22 protein-coding genes are annotated in these 23,337 nt (G+C 44.6%); 6 read left to right on the forward strand and 16 right to left on the reverse strand.

The genetic code is table 11. From position 1 onward, the window contains the following. The coding region (locus BMZ54_RS32360) for an integrase core domain-containing protein (RefSeq protein WP_143081208.1) at positions 1-219 on the forward strand (219 nt) is incomplete at its 5' end. Positions 220-272: 53 nt separating this feature from the next. Here the strand turns inward: BMZ54_RS32360 and BMZ54_RS32365 are convergent. After that, positions 273-569 (reverse strand): acyltransferase family protein, encoded by a 297-nt coding sequence (locus tag BMZ54_RS32365; RefSeq protein ID WP_143081219.1) that lies wholly within the window; start codon positions 567-569, stop codon positions 273-275. Positions 570-755: 186 nt separating this feature from the next. Between BMZ54_RS32365 and BMZ54_RS32370 the strand changes: the two genes are divergently transcribed. Continuing rightward, positions 756-2,024, forward strand: coding sequence for a serine hydrolase (locus BMZ54_RS32370; RefSeq protein WP_162277736.1), 1,269 nt, complete (start codon positions 756-758; stop codon positions 2,022-2,024). A 9-nt stretch (positions 2,025-2,033) separates the two neighbouring features. Here the strand turns inward: BMZ54_RS32370 and BMZ54_RS32375 are convergent, their stop codons facing one another. The 8 genes from BMZ54_RS32375 to BMZ54_RS32415 all read right to left on the reverse strand — a co-directional run bounded on the left by BMZ54_RS32375 (position 2,034) and on the right by BMZ54_RS32415 (position 10,013). Then, positions 2,034-2,615, reverse strand: a complete 582-nt coding sequence (locus BMZ54_RS32375) for a hypothetical protein (RefSeq protein ID WP_089921381.1) — start codon at positions 2,613-2,615, stop codon at positions 2,034-2,036. Between the two features lie 19 nt (positions 2,616-2,634). After that, positions 2,635-3,045: a DUF6157 family protein gene (locus tag BMZ54_RS32380; protein ID WP_089921383.1), complete on the reverse strand. Its 411-nt coding sequence runs from the start codon at positions 3,043-3,045 to the stop codon at positions 2,635-2,637. Positions 3,046-3,268: 223 nt separating this feature from the next. Beyond that, complete coding sequence (locus BMZ54_RS32385; RefSeq protein WP_089921384.1) at positions 3,269-4,873, reverse strand: MvdC/MvdD family ATP grasp protein; 1,605 nt, start codon at positions 4,871-4,873, stop codon at positions 3,269-3,271. Then, complete coding sequence (locus tag BMZ54_RS32390) at positions 4,833-5,225, reverse strand: hypothetical protein (RefSeq protein ID WP_089921385.1); 393 nt, start codon at positions 5,223-5,225, stop codon at positions 4,833-4,835. The genes BMZ54_RS32385 and BMZ54_RS32390 overlap by 41 nt, the downstream gene beginning before the upstream one ends. 166 nt (positions 5,226-5,391) lie before the next feature. Continuing rightward, complete coding sequence (locus tag BMZ54_RS33635) at positions 5,392-5,622, reverse strand: helix-turn-helix domain-containing protein (RefSeq protein ID WP_089921387.1); 231 nt, start codon at positions 5,620-5,622, stop codon at positions 5,392-5,394. Positions 5,623-5,644: 22 nt separating this feature from the next. Then, positions 5,645-5,878 carry a helix-turn-helix domain-containing protein gene (locus BMZ54_RS32400; protein ID WP_089921389.1) on the reverse strand — a complete coding sequence of 78 codons (234 nt, stop codon included), beginning with the start codon at positions 5,876-5,878 and terminating at the stop codon, positions 5,645-5,647. A gap of 581 nt (positions 5,879-6,459) precedes the next feature. Further along, positions 6,460-7,137 carry a hypothetical protein gene (locus BMZ54_RS32410; protein WP_143081220.1) on the reverse strand — a complete coding sequence of 226 codons (678 nt, stop codon included), beginning with the start codon at positions 7,135-7,137 and terminating at the stop codon, positions 6,460-6,462. Positions 7,138-7,547: 410 nt separating this feature from the next. Further along, positions 7,548-10,013, reverse strand: coding sequence for a PAS domain S-box protein (locus tag BMZ54_RS32415; RefSeq protein ID WP_089921394.1), 2,466 nt, complete (start codon positions 10,011-10,013; stop codon positions 7,548-7,550). A gap of 126 nt (positions 10,014-10,139) precedes the next feature. Between BMZ54_RS32415 and BMZ54_RS32420 the strand changes: the two genes are divergently transcribed. The 4 genes from BMZ54_RS32420 (at position 10,140) to BMZ54_RS32435 (ending at position 13,478) form a co-directional block, all read left to right on the forward strand. Continuing rightward, positions 10,140-10,568: a response regulator gene (locus BMZ54_RS32420; protein ID WP_162277737.1), complete on the forward strand. Its 429-nt coding sequence runs from the start codon at positions 10,140-10,142 to the stop codon at positions 10,566-10,568. 264 nt (positions 10,569-10,832) lie between these two features. Continuing rightward, on the forward strand, positions 10,833-11,945 hold the full coding sequence (locus BMZ54_RS32425) for an acetolactate decarboxylase (RefSeq protein WP_089921396.1): 1,113 nt from the start codon (positions 10,833-10,835) through the stop codon (positions 11,943-11,945). Positions 11,946-12,017: 72 nt separating this feature from the next. Further along, on the forward strand, positions 12,018-12,878 hold the full coding sequence (locus BMZ54_RS32430) for a sigma-70 family RNA polymerase sigma factor (protein WP_089921397.1): 861 nt from the start codon (positions 12,018-12,020) through the stop codon (positions 12,876-12,878). Positions 12,879-12,932: 54 nt separating this feature from the next. Then, a complete protein-coding gene (locus BMZ54_RS32435; RefSeq protein ID WP_089921399.1) occupies positions 12,933-13,478 on the forward strand; it encodes a carboxymuconolactone decarboxylase family protein in 546 nt (181 codons plus the stop codon). A 112-nt stretch (positions 13,479-13,590) separates the two neighbouring features. Here the strand turns inward: BMZ54_RS32435 and ftsZ are convergent, their stop codons facing one another. The 7 genes from ftsZ to murD all read right to left on the reverse strand — a co-directional run bounded on the left by ftsZ (position 13,591) and on the right by murD (position 23,335). Further along, positions 13,591-15,327 (reverse strand): cell division protein FtsZ, encoded by a 1,737-nt coding sequence (gene ftsZ / locus BMZ54_RS32440; protein ID WP_089921400.1) that lies wholly within the window; start codon positions 15,325-15,327, stop codon positions 13,591-13,593. 118 nt (positions 15,328-15,445) lie between these two features. Continuing rightward, positions 15,446-16,861 (reverse strand): cell division protein FtsA, encoded by a 1,416-nt coding sequence (gene ftsA / locus BMZ54_RS32445; protein ID WP_089921401.1) that lies wholly within the window; start codon positions 16,859-16,861, stop codon positions 15,446-15,448. Further along, entirely contained in the window at positions 16,858-17,937 is a 1,080-nt protein-coding gene (locus BMZ54_RS32450) for a cell division protein FtsQ/DivIB (RefSeq protein ID WP_143081221.1), read from the reverse strand. The genes ftsA and BMZ54_RS32450 overlap by 4 nt, the downstream gene beginning before the upstream one ends. Before the next feature lie 87 nt (positions 17,938-18,024). After that, entirely contained in the window at positions 18,025-19,395 is a 1,371-nt protein-coding gene (gene murC, locus BMZ54_RS32455) for a UDP-N-acetylmuramate--L-alanine ligase (protein WP_089921405.1), read from the reverse strand. Positions 19,396-19,421: 26 nt separating this feature from the next. Then, entirely contained in the window at positions 19,422-20,513 is a 1,092-nt protein-coding gene (gene murG / locus BMZ54_RS32460) for an undecaprenyldiphospho-muramoylpentapeptide beta-N-acetylglucosaminyltransferase (RefSeq protein ID WP_089921407.1), read from the reverse strand. Between the two features lie 131 nt (positions 20,514-20,644). Further along, positions 20,645-21,850, reverse strand: a complete 1,206-nt coding sequence (locus BMZ54_RS32465) for an FtsW/RodA/SpoVE family cell cycle protein (protein ID WP_089921408.1) — start codon at positions 21,848-21,850, stop codon at positions 20,645-20,647. Positions 21,851-21,943: 93 nt separating this feature from the next. Further along, entirely contained in the window at positions 21,944-23,335 is a 1,392-nt protein-coding gene (gene murD / locus BMZ54_RS32470) for a UDP-N-acetylmuramoyl-L-alanine--D-glutamate ligase (protein ID WP_238386754.1), read from the reverse strand. Positions 23,336-23,337: the final 2 nt, after the last annotated feature.

Genomic DNA, 23,337 nt, shown 5'->3' on the forward strand with positions numbered 1-23,337 from the left:
GTAAATGGCATTTTAAAACATGAGTTTGGGCTGAAAAGGACGTTTAGCAACTATGGCGACGCCGTCAATGCTGTTGGTAAGGCCATCGACTATTATAACCGTGTCAGGCCTCATATGAGTTGTAACTATCTGACGCCCAATGAGGCACATACCAGAACAGGCCCTTTGGCCAAAAAATGGAAGCCAAGAAAAAAAACAATGAGTAAATTACCCTTGTAAAGCGCTCGCTGAAACAATCTACAACATGTAAAGCCAATTCTGCATTCAATACGTCAACTGTAAGGTTTTTCTGTACTAAGACAACCTTTCTTATCAAGACTGGTTAGCACAAATAACCCGCTGATAAAAAACATTAACGACATAAAAAACACATCGTTAAAATTCTCAAAGATATCCAGCCCTATCCAGCGATGGGTATCTACAATAGGATGGGTGGAAAGGATGTAGGCATCTTTATTAAAGCTGGCAAAGGTAGTATAGGCAAGGGATGCGTGGTGTGCTACTACCAGCGCAGTGATAAAAGAGCGCAGGTAATCTATCCACAGCGTGCGGAATGGCGGATTGGGCATGCTGACGATTTTTGATAAGATACGGCTTTTGTGTGGAATTAATTCCTGCCGGTTTACACCATATTTAAATGGTTTCGTCACATTTCAAAAAAGAGCCTGCACCTGTGTAGTAATCTTGATAAAAATATCTGTATGCTCCGGCCGCTTTTCCTGGTTTTATTTGCTTGCGTATGTTCAACTGTTTGTTTGGCCCAAAATGTTCAGCAGCAGCTGGATACTTTACTACGTGCGTATAATTTTAACGGCACAATACTGGTGGCGCAGGATAACCGTATCCTGTTAGAAAAGGGATATGGTTACAGCAACCTGACTACTCACCAGCTGAACGATACGAATACTGTTTTCCAGATAGCATCTGTTACCAAAACATTTACATCTTCCCTGATCTTAAAACTGGTGGAACAAAAGCTGCTTTCATTGCAGGATAAGCTCAGTAAATTTTATCCGGATTTTCCCAAAGCTGATAGTATTACCATTGAAAATTTATTGACCCATACTTCCGGCATCCCGGATTATACGGGCGGTAATTTCCTGGATTCAGCAGGCGATAAACCTGCCAGCGAGGCAACCATGCTAGCGTTGTTTAAGGATAAACCGTTTGATTTTTCACCCGGCACCGGCTGGAGCTACAGTAACTCCGCTTACTCCTTGCTGGGGTACATTGTGCCAAAGGTTACCGGGCTTACTTATGAACAGGCTATACGGAAATATATTTTTACGCCTTTGCACATGGATCATAGCGGTTTTGACTTTGCGCATTTACAAAGTGCAGAGAAGGCTGTTGGCTATGCAACAGATTCCACTGCTGCACGCATCATAGATTCATCGGTTTGTTTTGCTGCCGGTGCTGTTTATTCTACGGTAGGTGATATGTATAAGTGGCATGAAGGACTGCAGCATCACACCTTTATCAGGAATGGATTACTGGAACGCGCTTATACGCCGTTTAAAAATAATTATGGTTACGGCTGGATCATAGATTCTGTGTATGGGCGAAAAATGGTATCGCACAGCGGCGGTATCTGGGGCTTCCGCAGCAACTTTGTGAGGATTGTGGCAGATGATGTGTGTATTGTTTTATTAAGCAACACAGAAACCGCTGCACGGGATCATATTACACATAAGATCCTGGCTGTGTTATATCATCAGCCTTATACGCTACCGGTAAAGCGAACACCGGTGAAGCTGAGTGAAGGTGTTTTGAAGCGGTATGAGGGTGCTTATAATCTGAAGGAGAAGAATTTGAAGATAACGGTAAAGCTGGAGAACGGGGAGCTGGCTGCTTACCCGGAAAGGGGCCCGCGGTCTGTGTTACTGGCGCTGGATGAGCGGCATTTTTATTTGAAGGGAGAGGATGATTTCAGGGTAGATTTTGAGATGGATGGGAAAGGAGAGGTAAAGGCAATGGTGATTAATAATGATGGGAGAATAGGGAGGGCGGAGAAGGTGGAGTAGTATTTTAACTTACCTGGATGCCTGTTTGTTATTTATGAAAAATACGGAGGTGTTTGTCAGAACATTGCTTTCAGCATCTAATTGATAGATCTCTTTTTCATTGCGTTCAGAATTACCGGTTCTGATAACCAGCCTATTGCTTTTTATAATACCGTCTATCTCAGATCTGTCAAGGGTAATGATACTGTCTTTTATGGTGTAGTTTCCACGGAAGAAATCAGCGCTAAGGATGGAATAACTACTCAATTTATAGGTGCCATCTTTTCTAAAATCGATAGATGTGCTGCCGAGATCTTCTTTGATATCTGCCGTGAGTATAACAGGGCTGTTATCCCTGAGAGACAATATTGTTCCTGTAATAATAAAGCCAATTATAAAAATGCCGGGCGTGCGGATACTCTTAAAGGTGTTATGCTTATTTTCTTTCAGATCTTTATAAATAGCCCATGTGAACACGACGATTACTAATATGCCTAAAATGATGTCAATAAATACATCCAGTATTGTCCAATGATCTGCTTGTTTTATAAATTGGTACATAGCTATTGCACCAACTATTATTACCAGGATACTACGGTCTCTTTTTTTCATTAAGGTAAGGGATGGGTTATTATGCTTTCTTTGAACGCATGGCTTTTACATGCTGTAGCTTTTTGTCTTTTACGAACTTTTTATATTCATCGGAATCGGCGCCGTAAAGGGCTATTTTGCCTTCTTCATTGGCATGTACACCCCAGCCGTATCTTTTAGTAAGGGCAGATGCACGCATGCAGGGCTGGCCCTTGGAAAAGAATTTTTCCCTTTCTTCTTTGAGATCACTTTTGTGGATGTTGTTTTTTACAGCGTAGACGTTAAAGAGTACATCATCGGAAGTGTATTTGTAGGGATGATCGATGATCATTTCAAACTGGATGTTGGCGGCGGTTTTGTTTTCGCCTTTTAAGGGAGGGATTTGAGCGGTGGTAATGGGAGAGTCGTCGGCGATTTCTATGAAGGTGTTTATGTAGTTGGTAGTGTGCATGGATGTGGGTTTGGATGAAGGTAAAATAATAAAAGTTTGATGATGGTTAATAGCTTTTACTAAACATTATATGGGCCGACTTTAATGATCATTTGGTTATACAGAAACTATTTTAATCAGATAGCTACAGCCAATAAACACAGCATTCCAAATGAGTTATTAGATGTGAACTCTTTTTGATTAATAAAGGAGATATCAACGGTGTATGAATAGTTGAATTGGATTATTTAAAAAGGCAAAAAAGTAATATGAAAAAGGCATATATACAAATAATAACGATTGCCCGCTTATAGTACTCTTGTGCCATTGTAACATTATTGACTTTAGAGTTAATAATATCCTGGTTGTCTAATTTTATTCGTATGAAACGTTGTATTAATTTTCTTAAATATTCATTCTTATTGCCAATTTGATTGAGATCATTAATGCTTAAAACTGAATAAGTCCCCCTCTCCAATGCTTTCACAGCATACCAAATGGTTGTAACGGTGTACAAGGCAAGGATGAACGAAATCGCTACAGATGTCTTTATAAGAAGTCTATTTGAATCGAAATTATTATTAAGAATAAGCGTACTAGCAGTGACTACTAATGAAGATGCAACGCTGAGAGTACTAATAAATAGAGTTGCCTTGGATTCAATTCCCTTTCGCCTGTCTTCCTCCGCCTCAAGTATCTTGATCTTCTGCTGGAATGCAATTTCGAGGCTTTCGTCTGCAATTTTCAATTCGATATTTTCCTTTACTTTGTTTTTCGCTGCACTCCTCTCAAGTAAAGGCCAGAAAAATTCACGTATACTATTAAGCCTTTCTTTAGCTAACAATAAGAAAGACACTTTATTGTCATTTGGGTAGGTATTTTGTATGAGCAACTTGGTTATTTCACCAGAAATGTCATAGCCTAGTCTTCTCTCGATCCACGCCCACTGACCATTGGGATTAATTTCAAGGAAAATAAAATCATCGTTTTCGTCAAGAATAAAATCAATTGCTGCAAAATTTAGTGATAATTCATTAGTCAATTCGAGACACATCGATTCTATAAAGTGAGGTAATACGATTTGCGAATGTGGAAGTGGATGATCCGCTCTTCGCCAGTCTGTTTTTGATTGTTCAAAGTCTTGGGAATGTATAAGCGCAGCGAATAGTTTATTACCTACCACCGTAACTCTTACATCTCCTTTTTTCTTGATAAGTTTCTGAAGGTATACTGGACAAGTTTTGATCCGCTGTGCATTTTCTTCAGTTATCTCAACTTTGCTTGTAAAAATAATCGCTTCATCATCGCCATCTGCCGTTACTAGCCCGGTTTTGATGGGCTTTATAATACATTCCTGTTGTTGGTTACGATAGAAGTTTAGAGCATCATCTACTTGATTGGTAATAAGGCTGTCCGGTATTTTAAACCCTATTTTTTTTGCAAGCAAAAGTTGGTAAATCTTATTTTCTGCATTTCTTATCGCTTGAACTTTATTTAGCCAAAATGCATTATCAAGGATTTTATACAGGCCTTCTATAGTATAGTATAACTCTGTCCGTACAAAGTTTTCCTCCCCTCGTGATAGTCCTTCAATATTAGGCCTTATTTCAGGCCGCCGAAAGTACACTGAAGCAAAACTTCGAAGATCTATGGATTCCCCAGTTGCTTTGTCAATAAGATTATGAATGCCTTCAGAAATGTTAAAAGTTAATTGCAGGGTTTTGCCAAGTTGATCTGTATTTAGCCTATAAAATTCTGTTTCTGAATTTTTAAGTTTTTTGACAATAAAGTCAGCGGTGACGTCACGTTCATTGGTTAAAATAAGAATTTTCTTGGTCATCGCCTTCATTCTTTATTCTGGATTTTGTTTCAAGTTCAATGAGAGGGTTATGAAAGTCGTCACTTTCTTCCTTAACTTTTGTTTTGGTTTCAAGTTCAAGAAATACGCTTTGGTCGAATCCTCTTCGCTTTGAAGGGTTACTTAATTCTATTTGTGAAGAGACCCTTTCTTCATCCTGCTCGTCTTTTATAAAAGACTTTGTTTCGAGCTCCACGATACCATTATTTAATTCAATAAATGGAATTTTTTTTCCATTAATTTCGACAACATTCATTTGCTCTTTATTATCATAAAGATAAGCTGTTAATATTGGGTTAGTGGGATATTGTTTGTAATCAAGAATTAAAGGTTTCTGACTCATATTGCTTTAAGTTACTTGTTTTCAAGTTAATGAAATTATTCTGAGAATAGACCGACGCTTTTGAGTTTAAGGATAAAAAACAGAGTTATAGATTGGCAGCTATCTACAATGAATGCGAAATAATTTAATAATAAAGGCCGTTCAATTGACATTTTTCATTTACAATTTACTTAATATACTTAAACAACTCTTTCGGATGTACATCCAGCGCCCTGGCCAAAGTCAATATAGTCGTTAACTTCGGATTAACTTTCCCTTTCTCTACTCTATGTATTAACGCATACTCTAAATCAGCAATAGCGGCTAGCTCCCGTAAACTTAAGTTCCGATCTGTTCTCAGCTGTTGCAAATGTTTACCGAAATCTTCCAGGGCACTATGTTCTTCTATATCATCCAAGGATGTTCACGGACATTTTTAGTTAATCAATCCTAAAATTCAAAATCTCCACCAATTCCACCTCCAAGGCCTTCGCCAGCTCCACCAACGTGGTAAATGTAATATTCACCTGCCCTTTTTCAATTTTTCCGATAGTACTATAATCAAGATTAGAGATATAAGATAATTGCCGAAGGCTAAGCTCCTTTTCAGTCCTCAGTTCATTTAACCGGGCTCCCAATTTTACTAATAACTTCTTATCGCCTTCTTTAAGCATAGTAGTATAAATATTATCAAATTGAAATTCAAAGAAATTTATAAATAAATTGTGGGTTAATTAACCCACATTCAAGTATTTGTTGTATCTTTATATTGGTTAGGATTTACAACCTAATAAGAAGATTTAGATACTGAGTTTTATTATTATTTCTAAATTTTATCCATTACCCACCAAACACCTACCACCATGCAATCCAATTCCACATCCTCCCATTCTCTCCAAACCCTGCACGAAATACTCTCCCTGTTAGGCGATGTATTCTGTGCAGAGGTCTGTGAGAAATGCCGTTGGTCTACCTCCACCTTTTACTTCCATCTTCACAATCCTGGCCATTTAAAGAAAGAAGAACAACAAAAGATCAACAGAATAATGCGCAGTGTATTAACGAAAGCATTGGCAGAAGCTCCACAAATAAAAAGAGCCTGCACTGGCATAAGCGGCTTAGCATCCATTAATGTTAGCCAGAATATTTATAAGTCCCAATCTTGCAAAGCAATAGCAGGCCCAAAAGGATTAACGAAAAAACACAGCCTTCTGCAGAATCATCTACAGAAGACTGTAACCCAACTATGAATTGTTCACTGTCCTTGCGTTTTAGTTTGTGCGCTACGTCCTACCCGGTCATATACCTGCCTTAAATTAAAGTAGGTGCTGATAAATGTCTGATCCGTTATCAGCCCTTCTACCAGGTCATCCAGTACATCCAGCTGCTGCCTTGCAAAAGCAATTAACTCCGGAATGCTGCTGGTAGCGGTCTTGCGGGCGCCGGCAATTACGTTACGTGCGGATGTAAGCGGCTGTGCCTCTTTAAGCAATTGTTCCAGTGTGGCAACATCTGCTTCGGTTACCTGGTAGGCAGTCAGCTCGTTCAGCTTAGCGCGGGCATGTTGTGCAATTCTTTCACAACGCTGTAATACCAGCTGCTCTGCCCCTGCTTCCATAGCTGAGTAAGAGTAGTTTACATCATGCAGCAGCACATTATTCTGTGTTAGCTTGGCGTATGCCCGTATTTTAAGACTTAACTGGTAAGCGTGTTCCAGCATTTTATAGAAATGCGCATCCTTGTTCCTGGTATGTCCGGCGGTGTGGTTTTGCTCCTGCAGCTGTGATTGGGTCAGCAGATCTGTTACCGTTTTGCGCAGGTTGTCAACAATAGGGGTGACGGGGCCGAGCTGATTCCATGTAGCGGGAAACTGATCCAGGTGAGATAATACGGATTGATACATGGCCAGCATGTTTAGTTGCCTTCGGTTCATAGAACTTCAATTTTTAAGGTTGATAATTATTGGATTTAACAATGTCCTGTGATTTTACCCAATGGTTATAAGTAATAAGTATTTTTAAATGATATGGTTTTACTCTTTGGGGTGGCAGGTTATGAAAATGAGGAGATTATTTTGAGATGCGCAACTTAATAAAAAAAATAAAACCAACAAGCGGTTTGAAATATTTTTTCACCGGTTTAGCTAGTGTTGTAAAGGCTTTAGTGGAGGTTGTCAGTTATTAAAGGAGCGTTGTAAAATGACAGGGTGGCATTGTCAGTGAGCTGATGGATATTGTAACGTGACAGGTATGCATTGTAAGGTGGCAAACGGAGTTTGTCAGTAAACAGATGGGGGTTGTAATATGACAGATGTATTGTGCAACGTGACAGATGTGTAATAAATCATTCCCCCAACTCCATCTCAAACCTGCACCCTTTCCCTTCTTCCCCATACGCCCTGATCTCCCCCTTATGCAACGATACGATCTTCTTTACAATCGCCAGCCCTATACCCGTGCCCTCGTACTGATCTTTAGTATGCAACCGTTGAAACACTTCAAAGATCTTTTCCGCATACTCATTTTTAAAACCAATACCATTATCAGAATAAATGATCCGGCTCACATTACCTTCTTTCTCAGCATGGATGGTAATAACAGGCGTACGCTCGCTATGCGCAAATTTCAGCGAGTTGCTGATCAGGTTTTGGAACAGCTGCCCTAATAACAAGGGCACGCCCGTAACTTCAGACAAACCGGAATAATGCAGCACCGCATCTTTTTCCTTTACAGATATTTCAAGGTCCTGCCAGATCTGTTGCAGCAGAGCGTTCAGGTCTACAGGTTCAAACTGCAGGTTATCCTGCGAAAGGCGGGAAAAGGCCAGCAGGTCGTCTATCAGCGACGACATGCGGGTAGAGGAGTTAATGATATTATCAATGTATTTATTTGCCGCAGGCTCCAGCGCATTGCCGGCTTTATCCTTCAGCAGTTTGCTGAACAGGGAGATCTTGCGTAAAGGTTCTTTCAGGTCATGAGAGGCTACGCTGGTGAACTGCATCAGCTCATAGTTCAGCTTTTCCAGGTCAGCAGTACGTTCTTTCACTTTTTGTTCCAGTAAATGTTTGGTAGCTGCTTCCTGGTCGTGGAGGGCTTGCTGGATCCTTTTTTCTTCGGTAATGTCGCGCACTTCCAGCACTGTACCTTTTAATACGCCATTCTCCACAATAGGGCTGGATACAAATGCTACGGGATAAAAATATCCATCCCGGTGTATGAATATTTCTTCTCCGCTGGTTTGATGGCGGGTGCTGGTTGCCTTGTCAATAGGGCATTCTTCTATGGGAAAGTGCCGGCCATCGGGGTGAGTATGGTGCACATAATAGTGTAATGGTTTTTCCTGCAGCTCATGGATCTTAAACCCGGTCATTTTTTCTGCAGCAGGGTTCATGAAGGTGCATATGCGGTGTTCGTTCAGCATAAACAACGCCTGCATGGTATTATTGGTAATGGTGTTAATAAGCACATTGCGGCTCTGCAAATGCTGCAGGGTTGTTTTTCTTTCCGTAATATCCATGCAGGATCCGGTATAACCTTCAAACACGCCGGCCGGGCTGTAATAGGGGCTTGCATTGGATACACACCATCTTACCTCGCCATCCCGTCTTTTTAAGCGGAACTCAAACTCAAAATTTTTGCGCAGCTGAAAGTTTTCCATAAAACGGGCCTGCATACTTTCCCTGTCATCCTCATCAATGTCATCCAGCCATTTAAAGCCCAGGTGCATTTCCTGGGGTTTGCCGGTCCAGTCAACCCAGGTTTGATTTACAAAAGTATTCTCTCCTTTGCTGTTTGTTATCCATAGGGCTACCGGCGATGTTTTGGCAATTACTTGTGTAAGCGCTTCGCTTCTTTGCAGGGCTTCAGCAGTACGTTTATCACCCGTTACATCGCGTATTACAGCCAGGTAATGCTGCTTTTCTTTAAAGATGAAATTCGTAAGCACCATATCCGTATGGATCACCGTACCATCTTTTTTTACATGTACGCCTGCCCCGGAATAAGATTTGCCGGTTTTCACAATTTCGCGGATGCCTTCAAATTCTTCCGGGAATTGCTGCATCAGCACACTGCCGTGCAGGCCCACCATTTCCGTATTTGCATAACCGTACATTTTTCCTGCAGCAGGATTAGCTTCTGCTATTACGCCCTTTTCATCATAAATAAGAATGGCATCAGAGGTGGCGTTGAAAATGCTGGAATACTGCTCCTTTTGTTCCAGTAAGCGTTTTTCTGTTTTTTTCTTTTCTTCGAACAGGCGTGCATTACCCATGGCAATGGCAGCCTGTGCAGCAATGCCTTCTATCAGCTGCTCGCTGGTTTCTGTAAATACACCCGGGGTAGAATGGCCAAAGAACAAGCCGCCAATTACCTCATTCGTAATAGGCGCTACTACAGGCGCTGCCAGATAGCTTCTTACCGGCAGGTGGCCGCGGGGCATACCATGGTAAGGGGCGCTCTGTCCATAATGCGGTTGCTGCGTAACATCATCATACCGCACTACGCCTTTACCCGAAAAGGTTGGACCAAATATTTTAGTATTCCGGGGCATGGGAAATTTAGAGAAGGCTTCTTTAGGCACCCCGGAAATAGTGTACAATAAATACTTTTCGCCACTTGCATTTTCTTCATTATAAAAAAATGCGCCAAACTGCGCACCGCTAAGGGAGGTGCCAATATCCGTAATACGCTGTACCAGCTTCTCCAGCTCCACCTCCGAGTTAATTGCCTTGGCTGATTCCAGCAGCAGTTCCAGTATAGGATAGGTTTGGAGCTTGCCCGCATCGTGGGTGGTATCTTCTATGGCCATAGCGGTAAATTATTGTTGTTAATTGGCAAGTAATTAATAAATTTACCAAAATCAACTCAGATTAATGATACTTGTCTCCGGACTATTTTCCCTGCAATAAACTTATTTAAAACTGTGAAGCCGATTGTGAACAAGCACTCTTCCCTGAACATTCTGTTAGCGGATGACGACGCGATTGACCGGGAGTTATTTATTGAAGGCATTAACCATACTGGTATTACATATACCATTAACGAAGTGGAGAACGGAGAGCAGGTTCTTTCTTACCTGTCCGGCGGCATTGAAAAGCCAGACCTCATTATCCTTGATCTTAATATGCCTGTTAAAGACGGCAGAAGCACACTGAAGGAATTAAAGAACCAGGATCAGTTCAAACGCATTCCGGTGGTGATCATGTCTACTTCCAACTCAAAGTTTGATATAGCGCTGGCCTATGATAACGGCGCTAATTTGTTTGTAGTAAAACCAGATGATTTTAAAGAGCTGGTACATTTGCTCACCAGCCTGTTTTCGGTATTTTCCCCTTCGCTGCACCTGCTGCGCCACCATAATTAAAAAAGTATAGCCTGGCAATTTATCATCACCAGGCTATCTTCATCACAACGTGTTACTAGTTGCCCTGCTTCTTCAGCAAGGCGCATGAACAAGGCCATATCTTTTCCAGTAACATTGCCATAGGATATGTATGTCGTAGGCTAGATCATTGTCTGAAATGAATACGCGCCGGGCTGTAATAAGGTTGCCTGTATAATTTCATTTGCACCATACAGCCCGGTGCTGTAATTTTGATGCCATTGTAAGATCTAAACTCCATTTACCATGCGCCTTATCCATATCTTAGCATTCCCTGTACTGGCCTTAATAATACTCTCTGCACGCCCTGCCGGACTAAACCAATCACATAACAAAGCAGATACCTTAAAACATCATTTATATACTGCCGGTATTGGCGGTGCATTGATCGGTGGTTTGTACGACGGTATTTACCCATATGGTTCTCTGAAGCAGCATGGCAATTTTGGCCTGGGGGCGCCGGCCCTGCTGGATGGAGAGCTGATCATCTTTAACGGTAAGATCTATCAGACACAATACACCGGTAAAACTTTTGAGGTGAATGATAAGCAGCTGGCCTCTTTTGCTATGGTCAATTATTTTCACCCTTCAATAAAGATCACACCCAATAAAGCAATGGATAAAGCTGGGCTTTTTCATTTGCTGGATAGTGTGCTTACGAACGTGAATGGCATGTACGCTATTCATATCAGCGGTACCTTCAGCACGTTAAAAACCCGCGCTTTTCCACCGGTAAAAGAGCACCAGCATACACCGCTGGCAGATATGTTAAGCCTACAGCATTTTTTTACTTATAACAGCGCACAGGGCGACCTGGTAGGCTACCGCCTGCCGGTGTTCATGGATAACACTAACATTTCCGGTTATCATTTCCATTTCCTTTCTGCACAAAAAAATGAAGGCGGGCATATGATAGATCTGCTGACAGACCATATACAAATTGAAATAGATGTGCTGGATAGCTACAACGTACAGGTGCCTGCTACCAGTGATTATGAACATTTTGACTTTAAAAAGAACCGGGAGGAAGATATTAAAAGCGTAGAACGCGGCGGCAAAGCGCAGGCGCAAACACAAGGCAGTAAGGTGGATACAATGACCGTTTACCGCGATAAAATTGATCAGCTGGATAAACAGATCGTGCAGCTGCTGGGAGAAAGAATGGAAGCTGCCCGCGCTATAGGTACCTATAAAATGGTACATAAAATTGGCGTAGTGCAAAGCAACCGGTTTAACGATGTGCTGCAAAGGGCCATTGCCGAAGGTAAGCAGCTGGGCCTTTCAGAGGAATTTATTAAAAAGCTGTATGAGGATGTGCATGCAGAAAGTGTACGTCAGCAGGAAGCATTAAAACAATAGTTACGCTTATGAAAATATTGACGATAGGTGCCGGCGGCATTACAAGGCAGATCATTAAAATATACTAAGGGTATGCATGCGGATGTGTTTGAATACCGCCCCCTGTTGTTATCTGTTGCTTACCGCATGTTAGGGGAGCGGCAGGAGGCGGAAGATATTGTACAGGATATTTATGCCAGCTGGCTGGAGATGGATGTGCAACATATACAACAACCCCGGCATTATTTGCTGCGGGCCGTTACCAACCGCAGTATTAACCGCCTTAAAATATTACAGCAGCAACGGGAGCTCTACGCCGGTCCCTGGCTGCCGGAACCTGCCACCGCCACGCCTGAGCCGCCCACAGCAGAAGGCGACGATCTTTCTATAGGCTTTCTGTTTTTACTGGAAAAGTTAAACCCGCTGGAAAGGGCCGTGTTCCTGTTAAGGGAAAGTTTTGATGTGGCCTACAAAGAGCTGGAAACTATCCTGGACATTCCTGAAGCCAGCTGCCGGCAACACCTTCACCGCGCAAAAGAAAAGCTGCAGCAGGATAAAAAACGTTTTAATACGGATACTGCCCATCATCAGCAGCTGATGAAAGCCTTTATAGATGCCTGCTTAAACATGGATCAAACCAAGCTGGTTTCCCTGCTGCGGGAAGATATTGCCTTTTACTCCGATGGTGGCGGTAAAGCATCTGCTGCTATACACCCGCTGTTTGGACCAGATACTGTGGCCCGCTTTATACTGGGTATTTTTAAACACCGGCCTGTGGTGCAGCCCTTATTCCAGCAGCTGTGGGTAAATGGTCAGCTGGCCATTGGCGTATTTGATGCTGCTACCCGTCAGCCTATCCTGTGCATTTGTTTTGAAGCAGCCGGGGAGGGTATTGATAGCTTTTACTTTATCCGCAATCCTGATAAGTTGAAAAATATCCGGTATTCCCTGTAAAAAATTGTCACAAAACAGGTACGCGCTTGTCTTAAAGGTAAAAACACATTTGCCATGGAACATTCATTAAGACTAGCGTCTATTGAGAAACCGCAGGGGCTGTACCTGAAGCTGAGCTATCAGTATTTTAAAAAGATGTTAGGTAAGGTGATTACACCTGCCAAAGTGATTTATGCCCGCGTACCGCGGATGATGAAAATTGCTTCCCTGTTCTATAAGATCCAGCAGGAGGCAACCCTGCCGGAAGAGCTGAAGATCCTTTGCCATATGCTGGTATCTGATATTAACCAGTGCTCCTTTTGCCTGGATATTGCCCAGGCCTATGCCATGAAGCAGGGCAAGGGTATGCAAAAGCTGGGCGCGTTACATGCCTTTGATACTGATCCGTTATTTACACCGGCTGAGCGTGCCTGCCTGCAATATGTAAAAGAAGTAACGCTGCATAAAAGTGTACCTGATGAAGTGTTTAAAACCCTGCAGCAGTACTTTAATGATGAGCAGATTATCTACATTACCTTTCTGTGCGCTTCCGAGGGCTATTATAACACGATGAACCTGGCGTTGGGCATTGGGTCTGACGGATTGTGCAGCCTGCAATAAAACGCTTTAAAATGAAAAGTCCTCCGGAGAACCGGAGGACTTTCTTTAACACAACTAAAAAACAATCAAACGAAAAAATGCAGAGAACTAACCCATGAGAGATCGCTCCTCATTAATCGGGCTTTTTCCCATCTAAAAAGGTATTGATAGTATTGATCTCTGCCTGGTTTTGACCATTCTCACTCACGGTATAATTGGAGTAAAAACGTTCTGCGGATCCGGCGCCATTGTCCAGATCTACGTTGCGGCGCAGGTAAGCGGGCACATTTTCAATCTCCGTATTGCTATCCATCGTTTTCACATTGAAGCTAATGCTCCGCAGCTTGGCGATCCTTTCTGCCTGCTTACGTTTCTGCTCTTCAAACTGCTCATCTACAGCAGATGTGGGAGGAGCAGGCGTAGGCGTTGGTGCAGGCGGCGGTGTTGCCGGCTCTTCCTCTTCCTTGAACACCATTTTCATTTCCGGCTGGTCATTGGCCGGGGGCGGCGTATTGCTCAGCGGTTCTATATGAATGAACGTTGCCGGTGGCGGTGTTTGCTGACGTATAACGTTAATTCCTGCACCGGTATTGTTGCTGGCCGGTGGCGCCGGCTGTGCGGGTATTACCGGCGGCACGTAATCCGGGTCAGGCTCAATATTTAATACAAAATTCTGTTTTTCCGGTGCGGGCGGCGGTGTATAATTTGCTGCCTGCTGCGGGTGTGTTACTACCGGTTCTACCAGCCGGGGCGCCATATGGTCTGTGGGTTCCACAAACAGGTTGCCCTGCGCTTTTGGATTGGTCATTTTCTTTTCATCACCATCCTGTCCCAGCTGCATTACAATTTTAGGTTCCGCTGCTTTAGGTTCTGCTTCCGGGTTCATGGGCAGGCGCTGTATAGGCTTCTGCTCAAAACCGGTGGCAATAATGGTTACACCTAATTTGCGTTCCAGGGTTTGATCGTAGCCCACACCCAGGATCACATCACAATCCTCACCGGCCATGCTTTGTACATATGCCTGTATGGTATCCATTTCATCCAGCGTGTGCTCAAATTCGCCTTCGGCAGATGAAATGTTGATCAGGATCCATTTAGCGCCGCTGATGTCGTTATCATTCAGCAACGGAGAAGTTAAGGCTTCTTCAATGGCCCTTTGCGCGCGGCTTTCACCTTCTGCGGTAGCAGCGCCCAGTATGGCTACGCCGCCGTTACGCATTACGGTGCAAACATCCGCAAAGTCCACGTTTATCTGGCCGGTGCTGTTGATCACATCTGTGATACATTTGGCAGCCGTGGCCAGTACGTTATCTGCTTTTTCAAAAGCAGCCTTGAATTTAAGATCGCCGTATTTCTGCCGCAGCTTATCATTGGAAATGATCAGCAGCGTATCCACGTATTCTTTCAGGCGGTTCACACCTTCATCTGCCTGCATCATACGTTTCTTCCCTTCATAGGAGAAGGGAGTGGTTACGATACCTACGGTTAAAATACCCAGCTCCTTACAGATACGTGCAATAATAGGCGCGCCACCGGTACCGGTGCCGCCGCCCATGCCAGCCGTGATGAAGGCCATCTTGGTATTTACCTCCAGTATCTTTTTGAGCTCTTCAAAGGATTCCTCCGTTGCCTGCTCACCGATCTTAGGATTGGCGCCAGCGCCCAGTCCTTGTGTTAAGTGCGGTCCTAACTGCACTTTATTTGGAACGGGGCTGTTGGCGATTGCCTGCGCATCGGTATTGCAGATAATAAAATTCACCCCATCAATGCGTTGGTTGAACATGTGGTTCACCGCATTGCTTCCACCACCACCAATGCCTATTACCTTGATGATGGAGGATTTCTCCTTTGGAAGATCAAAATGTATCATGACTCTATCTCTTTTATGGGTTAGTTGCCTAAGTAATTAATAATGAATAATGAAGAATTAACAATATTAAGGCCAGTCTTTCAATTACATCCAATTATTAATTCTTAATTATTAATTCTTATAATTTTGCGTCCTCTTCTTCTGTGAACATATCTATGATCTTTGTCTTCATCCTGTCCAGGAAGCTTTTCAAAGATGCATTCCTTTCGTTTGCTTTCCTTGCCTGTATAGCGGTCGTATCTTCTGCCGGTCCTTCTTCTTCCTGCATCCAGTCATCATCGCCAGTGGCTGCCTTATTGGAAGCTTTTTCCTTGGCTATAAAGCTGGTGTTGATCTTTACATAATTTTCTTCCAGCGCCCTGCGGTCATTCTCATAATCGTTATAACCTTTCAGTATTAAGCCTACGCAGGTAGCGTACATGGGTTTGGTCAGCTCGTCAATATGGCCGCTGGCCAGGTGCTCGTTCGGGTAACCGATACGTGCATTCACACCCGTAGTATATTCGGTTAGCTGTATCAGGTGTTTCAGCTGGGAGCCCCCGCCGGTAAGGATAATACCGCCATTCAGCATTTTATTATCCATGCCTATCTGTTTCAGGTGGTACACTACAAAATCCAGGATCTCGCTCATACGCGCCTGGATGATGTGCGCCAGGTTCTTTACAGATATTTCCTTCGGGTTCTGTCCGCGCAGGCCGGGAATAGTGATGTAGGCATTGTTCTTGGCTTCATCTGCCAGCGCGTAGCCGAACTGCACCTTCATTTGCTCTGCCTGTGTTTTCAGCACGCCCAGGCCATTCTTGATATCATTGGTAATGTTTTCCCCGCCATAAGGAATTACCGCTGTATGTTTAAGAATACCTTCGTAAAACACGGCCAGGTCTGTAGTACCACCGCCTATATCCACAATTGCTACGCCGGCTTCAAAATCCAGGTCGCACATAACGGCGGCAGCGGAAGCTAGGGGCTGCAGCACCAGGTCATGTATGCGCAGGCCGGATTTTTCCACGCTGCGGTTTATGTTACGGATCGCATTCTTATCGCCCGTAATAATGTGGAAGTTAGCGCCCACCTTCACACCCGACATCCCAATGGGGTAGGTGATGTTCTGCAGGCTATCCACAATATATTGCTGTGGTATCACGTCAATGATCTGGTCACTGGCGGGTATCACCGTTTTATACTGGTCGTTGATCAGCTGATCAATGTCTTTCTGGGAAATTTCTGCGTCCGTATCGCTACGTACAATATCCCCGCGGGTTTGCAAACTTTTTATATGATGGCCGGCAATGCCTACATACACTTCATTGATCTCCAGGTTGGGATTTGAAGCGTAGCAGTTTTCCAGTGCCTGCCGTATAGCTTTGATAGTTTGATCGATGTTCAGCACCATTCCGTGCTGCACACCAAAAGATGGGGCTTTACCGAATCCCAGGATTTCCAGTTTCCCGTATTCATTCTTCCTTCCTGCAATGGCAGCAATCTTCGTAGTTCCTATATCAAGGCCTACAATGATGGGAGCTTCCTGATTCATGGCGTTTTATGTTTTTTTGTTGCGTTAATTGGTTTGTCCGCCGGCTTATATACTGCTTTGGGTGTCCGCTGCGTTTTGGCCGTTGGTTTTGGCGTTTTGTTATTGGATGAAGGCTTTACTTCCTTTTTTGGAGCCGGTTTTGCGGCCGGCTTTTCCGTGTGTTCAGTATGCCTGGCTGTTTCTTTTGCAGGCGTTGCTGCTGTGATAGCAGTAGCAGCAATGTCGCCTGTGCCGGCCATATCCACGTCCACACTATCCAAATGTGGCGGGGTGGGTTTGGGCGGCGGCGTACCATCTTTACGGGTACATACTACTTCATTTTCAAACGCCACGTTAATACGGGTATAATTGTTCCAGCCTACCCGGCTGAGGCCTTCTTTGTAGAAGGCTAATAACTTGGTAAATTTTTTCTCAACATCTGTTCCTTCTCCAAAGTCAATAATATGATCGCCCAGCTTGGGGGTGATCTCAAATTTGCGTTCGCCGTTAATATTCACCTGCTCTACCTGCGCCATCCAAAAGGGATCGTTCAGCACATAGGTGCTAAAGTCTACGATTCCTGCGGTAAGCGCGCTGTCGGCCGTTTGCAGCTGCGGCGCATCTGTAGGAAAGCCGGTGAATACAGGCACCCGTGCGGTATAACGTTCGGATACCGGTATGCGGTCACGCTGCGCATCCAGGTAAAAGCTGTTACCGGTGGTGGTAAACACGCGGGCTACCGGCTCGCGCTGTACTACCTTGATGTTCAGCACACGGTTGTTGTCAATGAACAGATCTGCCTGTTTTACCCAGGGATCCTGCGCTACCACTTTTTCCAAAGTGGCTATATTAATGCTGCTTACAGGCTTGCCTATCGGGTTCAGGTCTTTATTTTTTACGATCAGCGCCTTAATATCCTTTTCTTCTATAAAGAAATTCTCATCATCACCGGAAAGCTTTACCACGATGCCTTTGCACTGGGTGGTATCTTTTACTTTTACTGCGGCGCTTACCAATACCACAAAGCCAACAAGTACTGCCATCCATAAAAGGGCGGTACCCATACGTTTTAATGCCTTGCGTGTTTTAGGTTGCACTCTTGTTAATTTTTAATTTGTTATTAAACGTGAAAGGTGAAATGTGAAAACGCTTGCCTGTTTTCACAGTTCGCTTCTCACTCAGCACTATTTCTCACTCTTTTCACCTTCCAATATTTTTTTAGCCGGCTCTTTCATCAGATCTATATCACCTGCGCCTGCGGTAATGAACAGGGGTGCTGTATTGGCTTTCAGCCATTCCAGCACTTCCGCTTGCTGTAATATCTGCACCGGCTTTCCACTTATCTTACCGGCGATCATTTCACTGCTTACGCCTTCTATGGGCAGCTCCCGCGCCGGGTAAATAGGTAATAAGATCACCTCATCTGCCAGGGCCAGGCTTTCTGCAAAACCATCGGCCAGGTCGCGGGTGCGGGTATACAGGTGCGGCTGAAATACCACTACACACTTTTTATCCGGGAACAGGTCGCGTGCGCTGCTTATTAATGCCCGCAGCTCTTCCGGGTGATGCGCATAGTCGTCTATGAACACCTGGTAATCGTTATTGATCACATACTCAAAGCGGCGGCGTATGCCTTTAAAATCCGCTACTGCGGCTTTTATGGCTGCTTCGTCAATGCCCAGCAGGTGCGCTACGGTAATGGCGGCTACGCTGTTCTCCACATTATGCAGGCCGCCAATAGGCAGCGTTACATTTTCAATGGTCCAGTCCTGCTGCACTACATCGTACTGGTAACCGCCGTTCTGGTTGCGGATATTCTTAGCATACGCATTGGCGGTGTTGCTGTTCAGGCGGTACCACAGCTTATTATCTGCCTGCAGGTCTGCTGCGCGTTGCAGGCCTTCCCGCGCTATTAACGTACCATTGGGCTTTATATTCTTTGTGTACTGAATAAACGCTTCCTGCATATCTGCTTCCGTGCCATAAATGTCCAGGTGGTCCGGGTCCATGGCGGTAAGCACGGCAATGTCCGGGCTTAGCTTCAGGAAAGAGCGGTCATATTCATCTGCCTCAATTACAGCTACTCTTTTATCGCTGCTCCAGAAATTGCGGTTATAATTCACGCTAATACCGCCCAGAAAGGCATTACAGCCATACCCGCTATGCCGCAGTATATGCGCTATCATGGTTGAGATGGTGGTTTTACCATGGGTGCCGGCTACCGTAATGGCAAACAGCTCCCGGGTAATTTCCTGCAGCACATCGCTGCGTTTTACCACCTCAAAATTATTTTCACGATACCACTTCAGCTCTGAATGTATAGCGGGAATAGCAGGCGTATACACCACCAGGGTGGCCTGCTTATCCAACAGGTTCACATCATCTGTATAATGGATCTGCATACCTTCTTCTGCCAGCTGTTTGGTAAGAGCGGTTTCCGTACGGTCATAACCGCTCACCTGCACGCCGTTCTCATTAAAGAACCGTGCAATGGCGCTCATGCCTATGCCGCCTATGCCAATGAAATACACCCTTTGTATGTTGTTCAGATCCATCTTGCTGATTTCGTAAATCGTATATCTCAAATAAGTTTCAACACTTCCTGTGCTATGATCATATCTGCATTGCTGTTGCCCAGCTTTGCAATATTTTGTTCCAATTGCTCCGTGAGGGCTTTGTTCTGCAACAGGCTAAAGAGGGTAGTACCCAGCTCTTTGCCTACCTCGCTGTCCTTGATCAGCAGCCCGGCCTGTTTGCTTACCAGCGCCTGCGCATTAAACGTTTGGTGGTCTTCTGCTGCATATGGATACGGCACAAAGATCACCGGCTTTTTAGCTACACATTCTTCTGCAATGGTCATAGCGCCTGCGCGGGAGATCACTACATCTGCTGCCTTGTACGCAAAGTCCATCAGGTTAATGAACTCAAACACCTTTATGTGCGATGTGTAGGGTACGGCGGCTGCTTTGGCTGTTTCATAATATAGCTTACCCGTTTGCCAGATCAGCTGCACATCTTTTTCCACAAATTCCGGCTGCAGGGCTTTCAATGCTTCGCTGATGGATTTGGCGCCTAAGCTGCCGCCAAAAGCAAACACTGTTTTTTTACCTTCCTGCAAGCCAAACTGCTTCAACGCTTCGGGCCGGGTTACAGCAGATTGTGTGATGCTGCTTCTTACCGGGTTGCCGGTGAGGATCAGCTTTTCTGCCGGGAAAAATTTTTCCATGCCGTCATACGCCACACAAATACGGCTGGCTTTACGCCCCAGGATCTTATTGGTTTTGCCGGCAAAGGAATTTTGCTCCTGTATTAAGGTTGGAATGCCTTTGCGCTGTGCTTTCCGCAACATGGGAAAGCTGGCGTAACCGCCCACGCCTACCACTACATTGGGCTGAAAGCTTTTTAATATACTACTGGCCTGGTTTAAGCTTTTTATGATCTTGAAGGGCAGCGCCAGGTTTTTGAGCATATTGCTGCGGTTAAATGCTGCAATATCCAAACCTTCTATCTGGTAACCTGCCTGCGGCACCTTCTCCATTTCCATTTTGCCCTTGGCGCCCACAAACAGGATCTCTATGCCGGGCTCTATCTTCTTCAACGCATTGGCAATAGCAATTGCCGGGAAGATATGTCCTCCGGTACCACCACCTGCTATTATTACCTTACGCGCCATTTAATTAATAATGAATAATTAATGATTAATATGATTATGTTTTGCTCCTTGCCAGTGATCTATTAAGAATTAATTAACCGCACTTTTTCCACTCCGCACTACCTTATTAATTATTAATTCTTAATTATTAATTACGCCTCCTCGTATTCTTCCTCCTCCTCTTGCTCTGCGAGTACTCTCGCTATTCTTTCCTGCTCTGCCTTTTTGCCTTCCATTTCCTCTACGTTGCGGGCCACACTTAATATGATGCCAATGGCCAGGCTGGTAAATATTACGGACGATCCACCCATACTTACCATGGGCAGCGTAACCCCTGTAACCGGGAATACGCCTACGTTTACCGCCATATTGGTGAGCGCCTGTATCACCAGCGTTACACTGAGCCCTAATGCCAGGAAGGCCCCAAATGCGTAGGGGCATTTCCGGTAGATGCGGATGCAGCGTAACAGCAGCAGCATATAAGCCATTAAGATCAAAAAGGCGCCAAAGATACCATACTCCTCGATAATTGTTGCATATATATAATCAGAATACGCATGCGGTAAAAAATTCCGCTGCGTACTGTTACCGGGCCCTTTACCTAAAAAGCCGCCGCCTGCAATGGCAATATTGGCCTGCTGCACCTGGTAAGGCGTTTCTGAATTCTCTTTATTGGTAAAATGCTCGATCCTTTTTAACCAGGTTTTGGTACGGCCTTCCATGCCTGAAACTTTTGCTACCACAAACATCAGCAGCACCAATCCTGCGCCCATGGCCATCATGGCAGCCAGGTATTTTACCGGTATGCGGCCAATAAAACATAACAGCATACAGCTGGCACCCAGCAATAAGGCCGTACTCATGTTGGCCGGCATAATGAGCACACAGATAATGCCTACCGGTATAATGATGGGCAAAAATCCTTTTTTCAGGTCGGTGATCACATGCTGCCGTTTGGACAGCTGCCGGCTTACATACATGAAAATGGCCAGCTTGGCCACATCCGATGTTTGGAACGTAAGGTTAATAATAGGCAGCCGTATCCAGCGGCTGGCATCATTAATATGCGATCCAAAGGCCAGGGTGTAAATAAGCAGAGGTATGGAAATGATGAACCCTATCTGCGCTACGCGGGAATAAATAGTATAATTCACCCGGTGCGCAAAGTAGATGATCAGCAAGCCCATTACCAGTACGGTTAGCTGCTTTAACAGGTAATACTCCGTGTGGCCGCCTCTTTCCCTATACGCCAGTGAGCCTGTGGCGCTATATACCGCCAACAAGCTCACCAGCGACAGGAAGACCACGATCGCCCATATCACCTTGTCACCTTTTGTCCTATAAAGAAAATCACCCATTTTAATAAGTTTGCAGTTGGCGGTTTGCAGTTTGCGGTCAGGTTGACCAGTCGCTTAAATGACTGCCAACTGCCCACTGCATACTGCCAACTTTTACAATTCCCTTACCGCTTCCTTAAACTGCTTGCCTCGGTCCTCATAATTCTTGAACAGGTCAAAGCTGGCGCAGGCAGGGGAGAGCAATACCACATCTCCTTTGGCAGCCAGCTTAAAGGCTTCCTGCACCGCATCTTTCATGCTGCTGGTATTTACCATAGCAGGGGTGGCGCTGCTCAGCGCGTCCTGTATTGGCTTGTTATCTACTCCCATGCAAACAATCCCTTTTACCTTTTCCTGTACCAGGTCTTTAATGGCACTGTAGTCATTACCCTTATCTACTCCGCCCATGATCAGCACTACCGGCTGCTCCATGCTTTCCAGTGCAAACCACAATGAGTTTACATTGGTGGCTTTGCTGTCATTAATAAAGTCTATCCCACGCACGGTGGCTACATATTCCATACGGTGCTCCAGGCTCTTGAAAGAGGTAAGGCTTTCGCGGATCTTCTCTTTCCGTATGTCCATGGTTTTACCTGCAATACCTGCTGCCATTGAGTTGTATAAGTTATGTTTGCCTTTAAGAGCAAGATCATAGATCGACACGATCACCGGATCGTCATTCAGTTTTATATTCACCTGGTCGTTTGCTATAGATCCGCCTTCTTTCTTCAATGGTTCCATGATGGTAAAAGGTATTGTTGTTGAGTAAATAGTTTTTTCGTTCATATAATTCCTGATCTCCGGGTCGTCCAGGCAGTAAATGAAATAGTCATCTTTTGTCTGGTTCATGGCTATCCTGAACTTGGAGGCTACATAATTTTCCATCTTATAGTCATAACGGTCCAGGTGGTCGGGTGTTATGTTCAGTAAAATGGCTACATGGGGCCTGAATGTGGTGATATCGTCCAGCTGAAAGCTGCTGATCTCAATAATGTAATATTCTACCGGTGCAGTGGCTACCTGCCTGGCATAGCTGATACCAATGTTACCTGCCATGGCGGCGTTGTAGCCGGCCGTTTTAAATATGTGGTAGGTAAGCGCAGTGGTGGTGCTTTTGCCGTTGCTGCCGGTAATGGCTATGATCTTTGCATCTTTGCTGAAGCGGTAAGCCAGCTCTATTTCTGAAATTACCGGTACCTGCTTTTCACGCACCTTTTTCATCAGCTCCGACTTTTCCGGTATGCCCGGGCTTTTTACGATCTCGTCTGCACCCAGTATCACATCCCAGGAGTGCTGGCCTTCTTCAAACGGGATATGGTTCACTGCCATTTCCTGTTTGTAGTTGTCTTTGATCACTCCTCCGTCAGATACAAATACCTCGTAACCCTGCTGTTTGCCCAGCAAAGCCGCGCCAATACCACTTTCTCCGGCGCCCAGGATCACCAGGCGTTTGGTACTGCCGGTGCTGTCTGCTGCTGTTGGATGATATTGTATGTTCTTATTCAATT

The organism is Chitinophaga rupis, from assembly GCF_900109685.1.
Taxonomy (GTDB): Bacteria; Bacteroidota; Bacteroidia; order Chitinophagales; family Chitinophagaceae; genus Chitinophaga; species Chitinophaga rupis.

Excerpts from the sequence above, each read along its gene's own strand:
- BMZ54_RS32365 (WP_143081219.1), bottom strand. The coding sequence starts at position 569 with ATGCCCAATCCGCCATTCCGCACGCTGTGGATAGATTACCTGCGCTCT.
- BMZ54_RS32375 (WP_089921381.1), bottom strand. The coding sequence starts at position 2,615 with ATGAAAAAAAGAGACCGTAGTATCCTGGTAATAATAGTTGGTGCAATA.
- BMZ54_RS32380 (WP_089921383.1), bottom strand. The coding sequence starts at position 3,045 with ATGCACACTACCAACTACATAAACACCTTCATAGAAATCGCCGACGAC.
- BMZ54_RS32385 (WP_089921384.1), bottom strand. The coding sequence starts at position 4,873 with ATGAAGGCGATGACCAAGAAAATTCTTATTTTAACCAATGAACGTGAC.
- BMZ54_RS32390 (WP_089921385.1), bottom strand. The coding sequence starts at position 5,225 with ATGAGTCAGAAACCTTTAATTCTTGATTACAAACAATATCCCACTAAC.
- BMZ54_RS32400 (WP_089921389.1), bottom strand. The coding sequence starts at position 5,878 with ATGCTTAAAGAAGGCGATAAGAAGTTATTAGTAAAATTGGGAGCCCGG.
- BMZ54_RS32410 (WP_143081220.1), bottom strand. The coding sequence starts at position 7,137 with ATGAACCGAAGGCAACTAAACATGCTGGCCATGTATCAATCCGTATTA.
- BMZ54_RS32415 (WP_089921394.1), bottom strand. The coding sequence starts at position 10,013 with ATGGCCATAGAAGATACCACCCACGATGCGGGCAAGCTCCAAACCTAT.
- BMZ54_RS32425 (WP_089921396.1), top strand. The coding sequence starts at position 10,833 with ATGCGCCTTATCCATATCTTAGCATTCCCTGTACTGGCCTTAATAATA.
- BMZ54_RS32430 (WP_089921397.1), top strand. The coding sequence starts at position 12,018 with ATGCATGCGGATGTGTTTGAATACCGCCCCCTGTTGTTATCTGTTGCT.
- BMZ54_RS32435 (WP_089921399.1), top strand. The coding sequence starts at position 12,933 with ATGGAACATTCATTAAGACTAGCGTCTATTGAGAAACCGCAGGGGCTG.
- ftsZ (WP_089921400.1), bottom strand. The coding sequence starts at position 15,327 with ATGATACATTTTGATCTTCCAAAGGAGAAATCCTCCATCATCAAGGTA.
- ftsA (WP_089921401.1), bottom strand. The coding sequence starts at position 16,861 with ATGAATCAGGAAGCTCCCATCATTGTAGGCCTTGATATAGGAACTACG.
- murC (WP_089921405.1), bottom strand. The coding sequence starts at position 19,395 with ATGGATCTGAACAACATACAAAGGGTGTATTTCATTGGCATAGGCGGC.
- murG (WP_089921407.1), bottom strand. The coding sequence starts at position 20,513 with ATGGCGCGTAAGGTAATAATAGCAGGTGGTGGTACCGGAGGACATATC.
- BMZ54_RS32465 (WP_089921408.1), bottom strand. The coding sequence starts at position 21,850 with ATGGGTGATTTTCTTTATAGGACAAAAGGTGACAAGGTGATATGGGCG.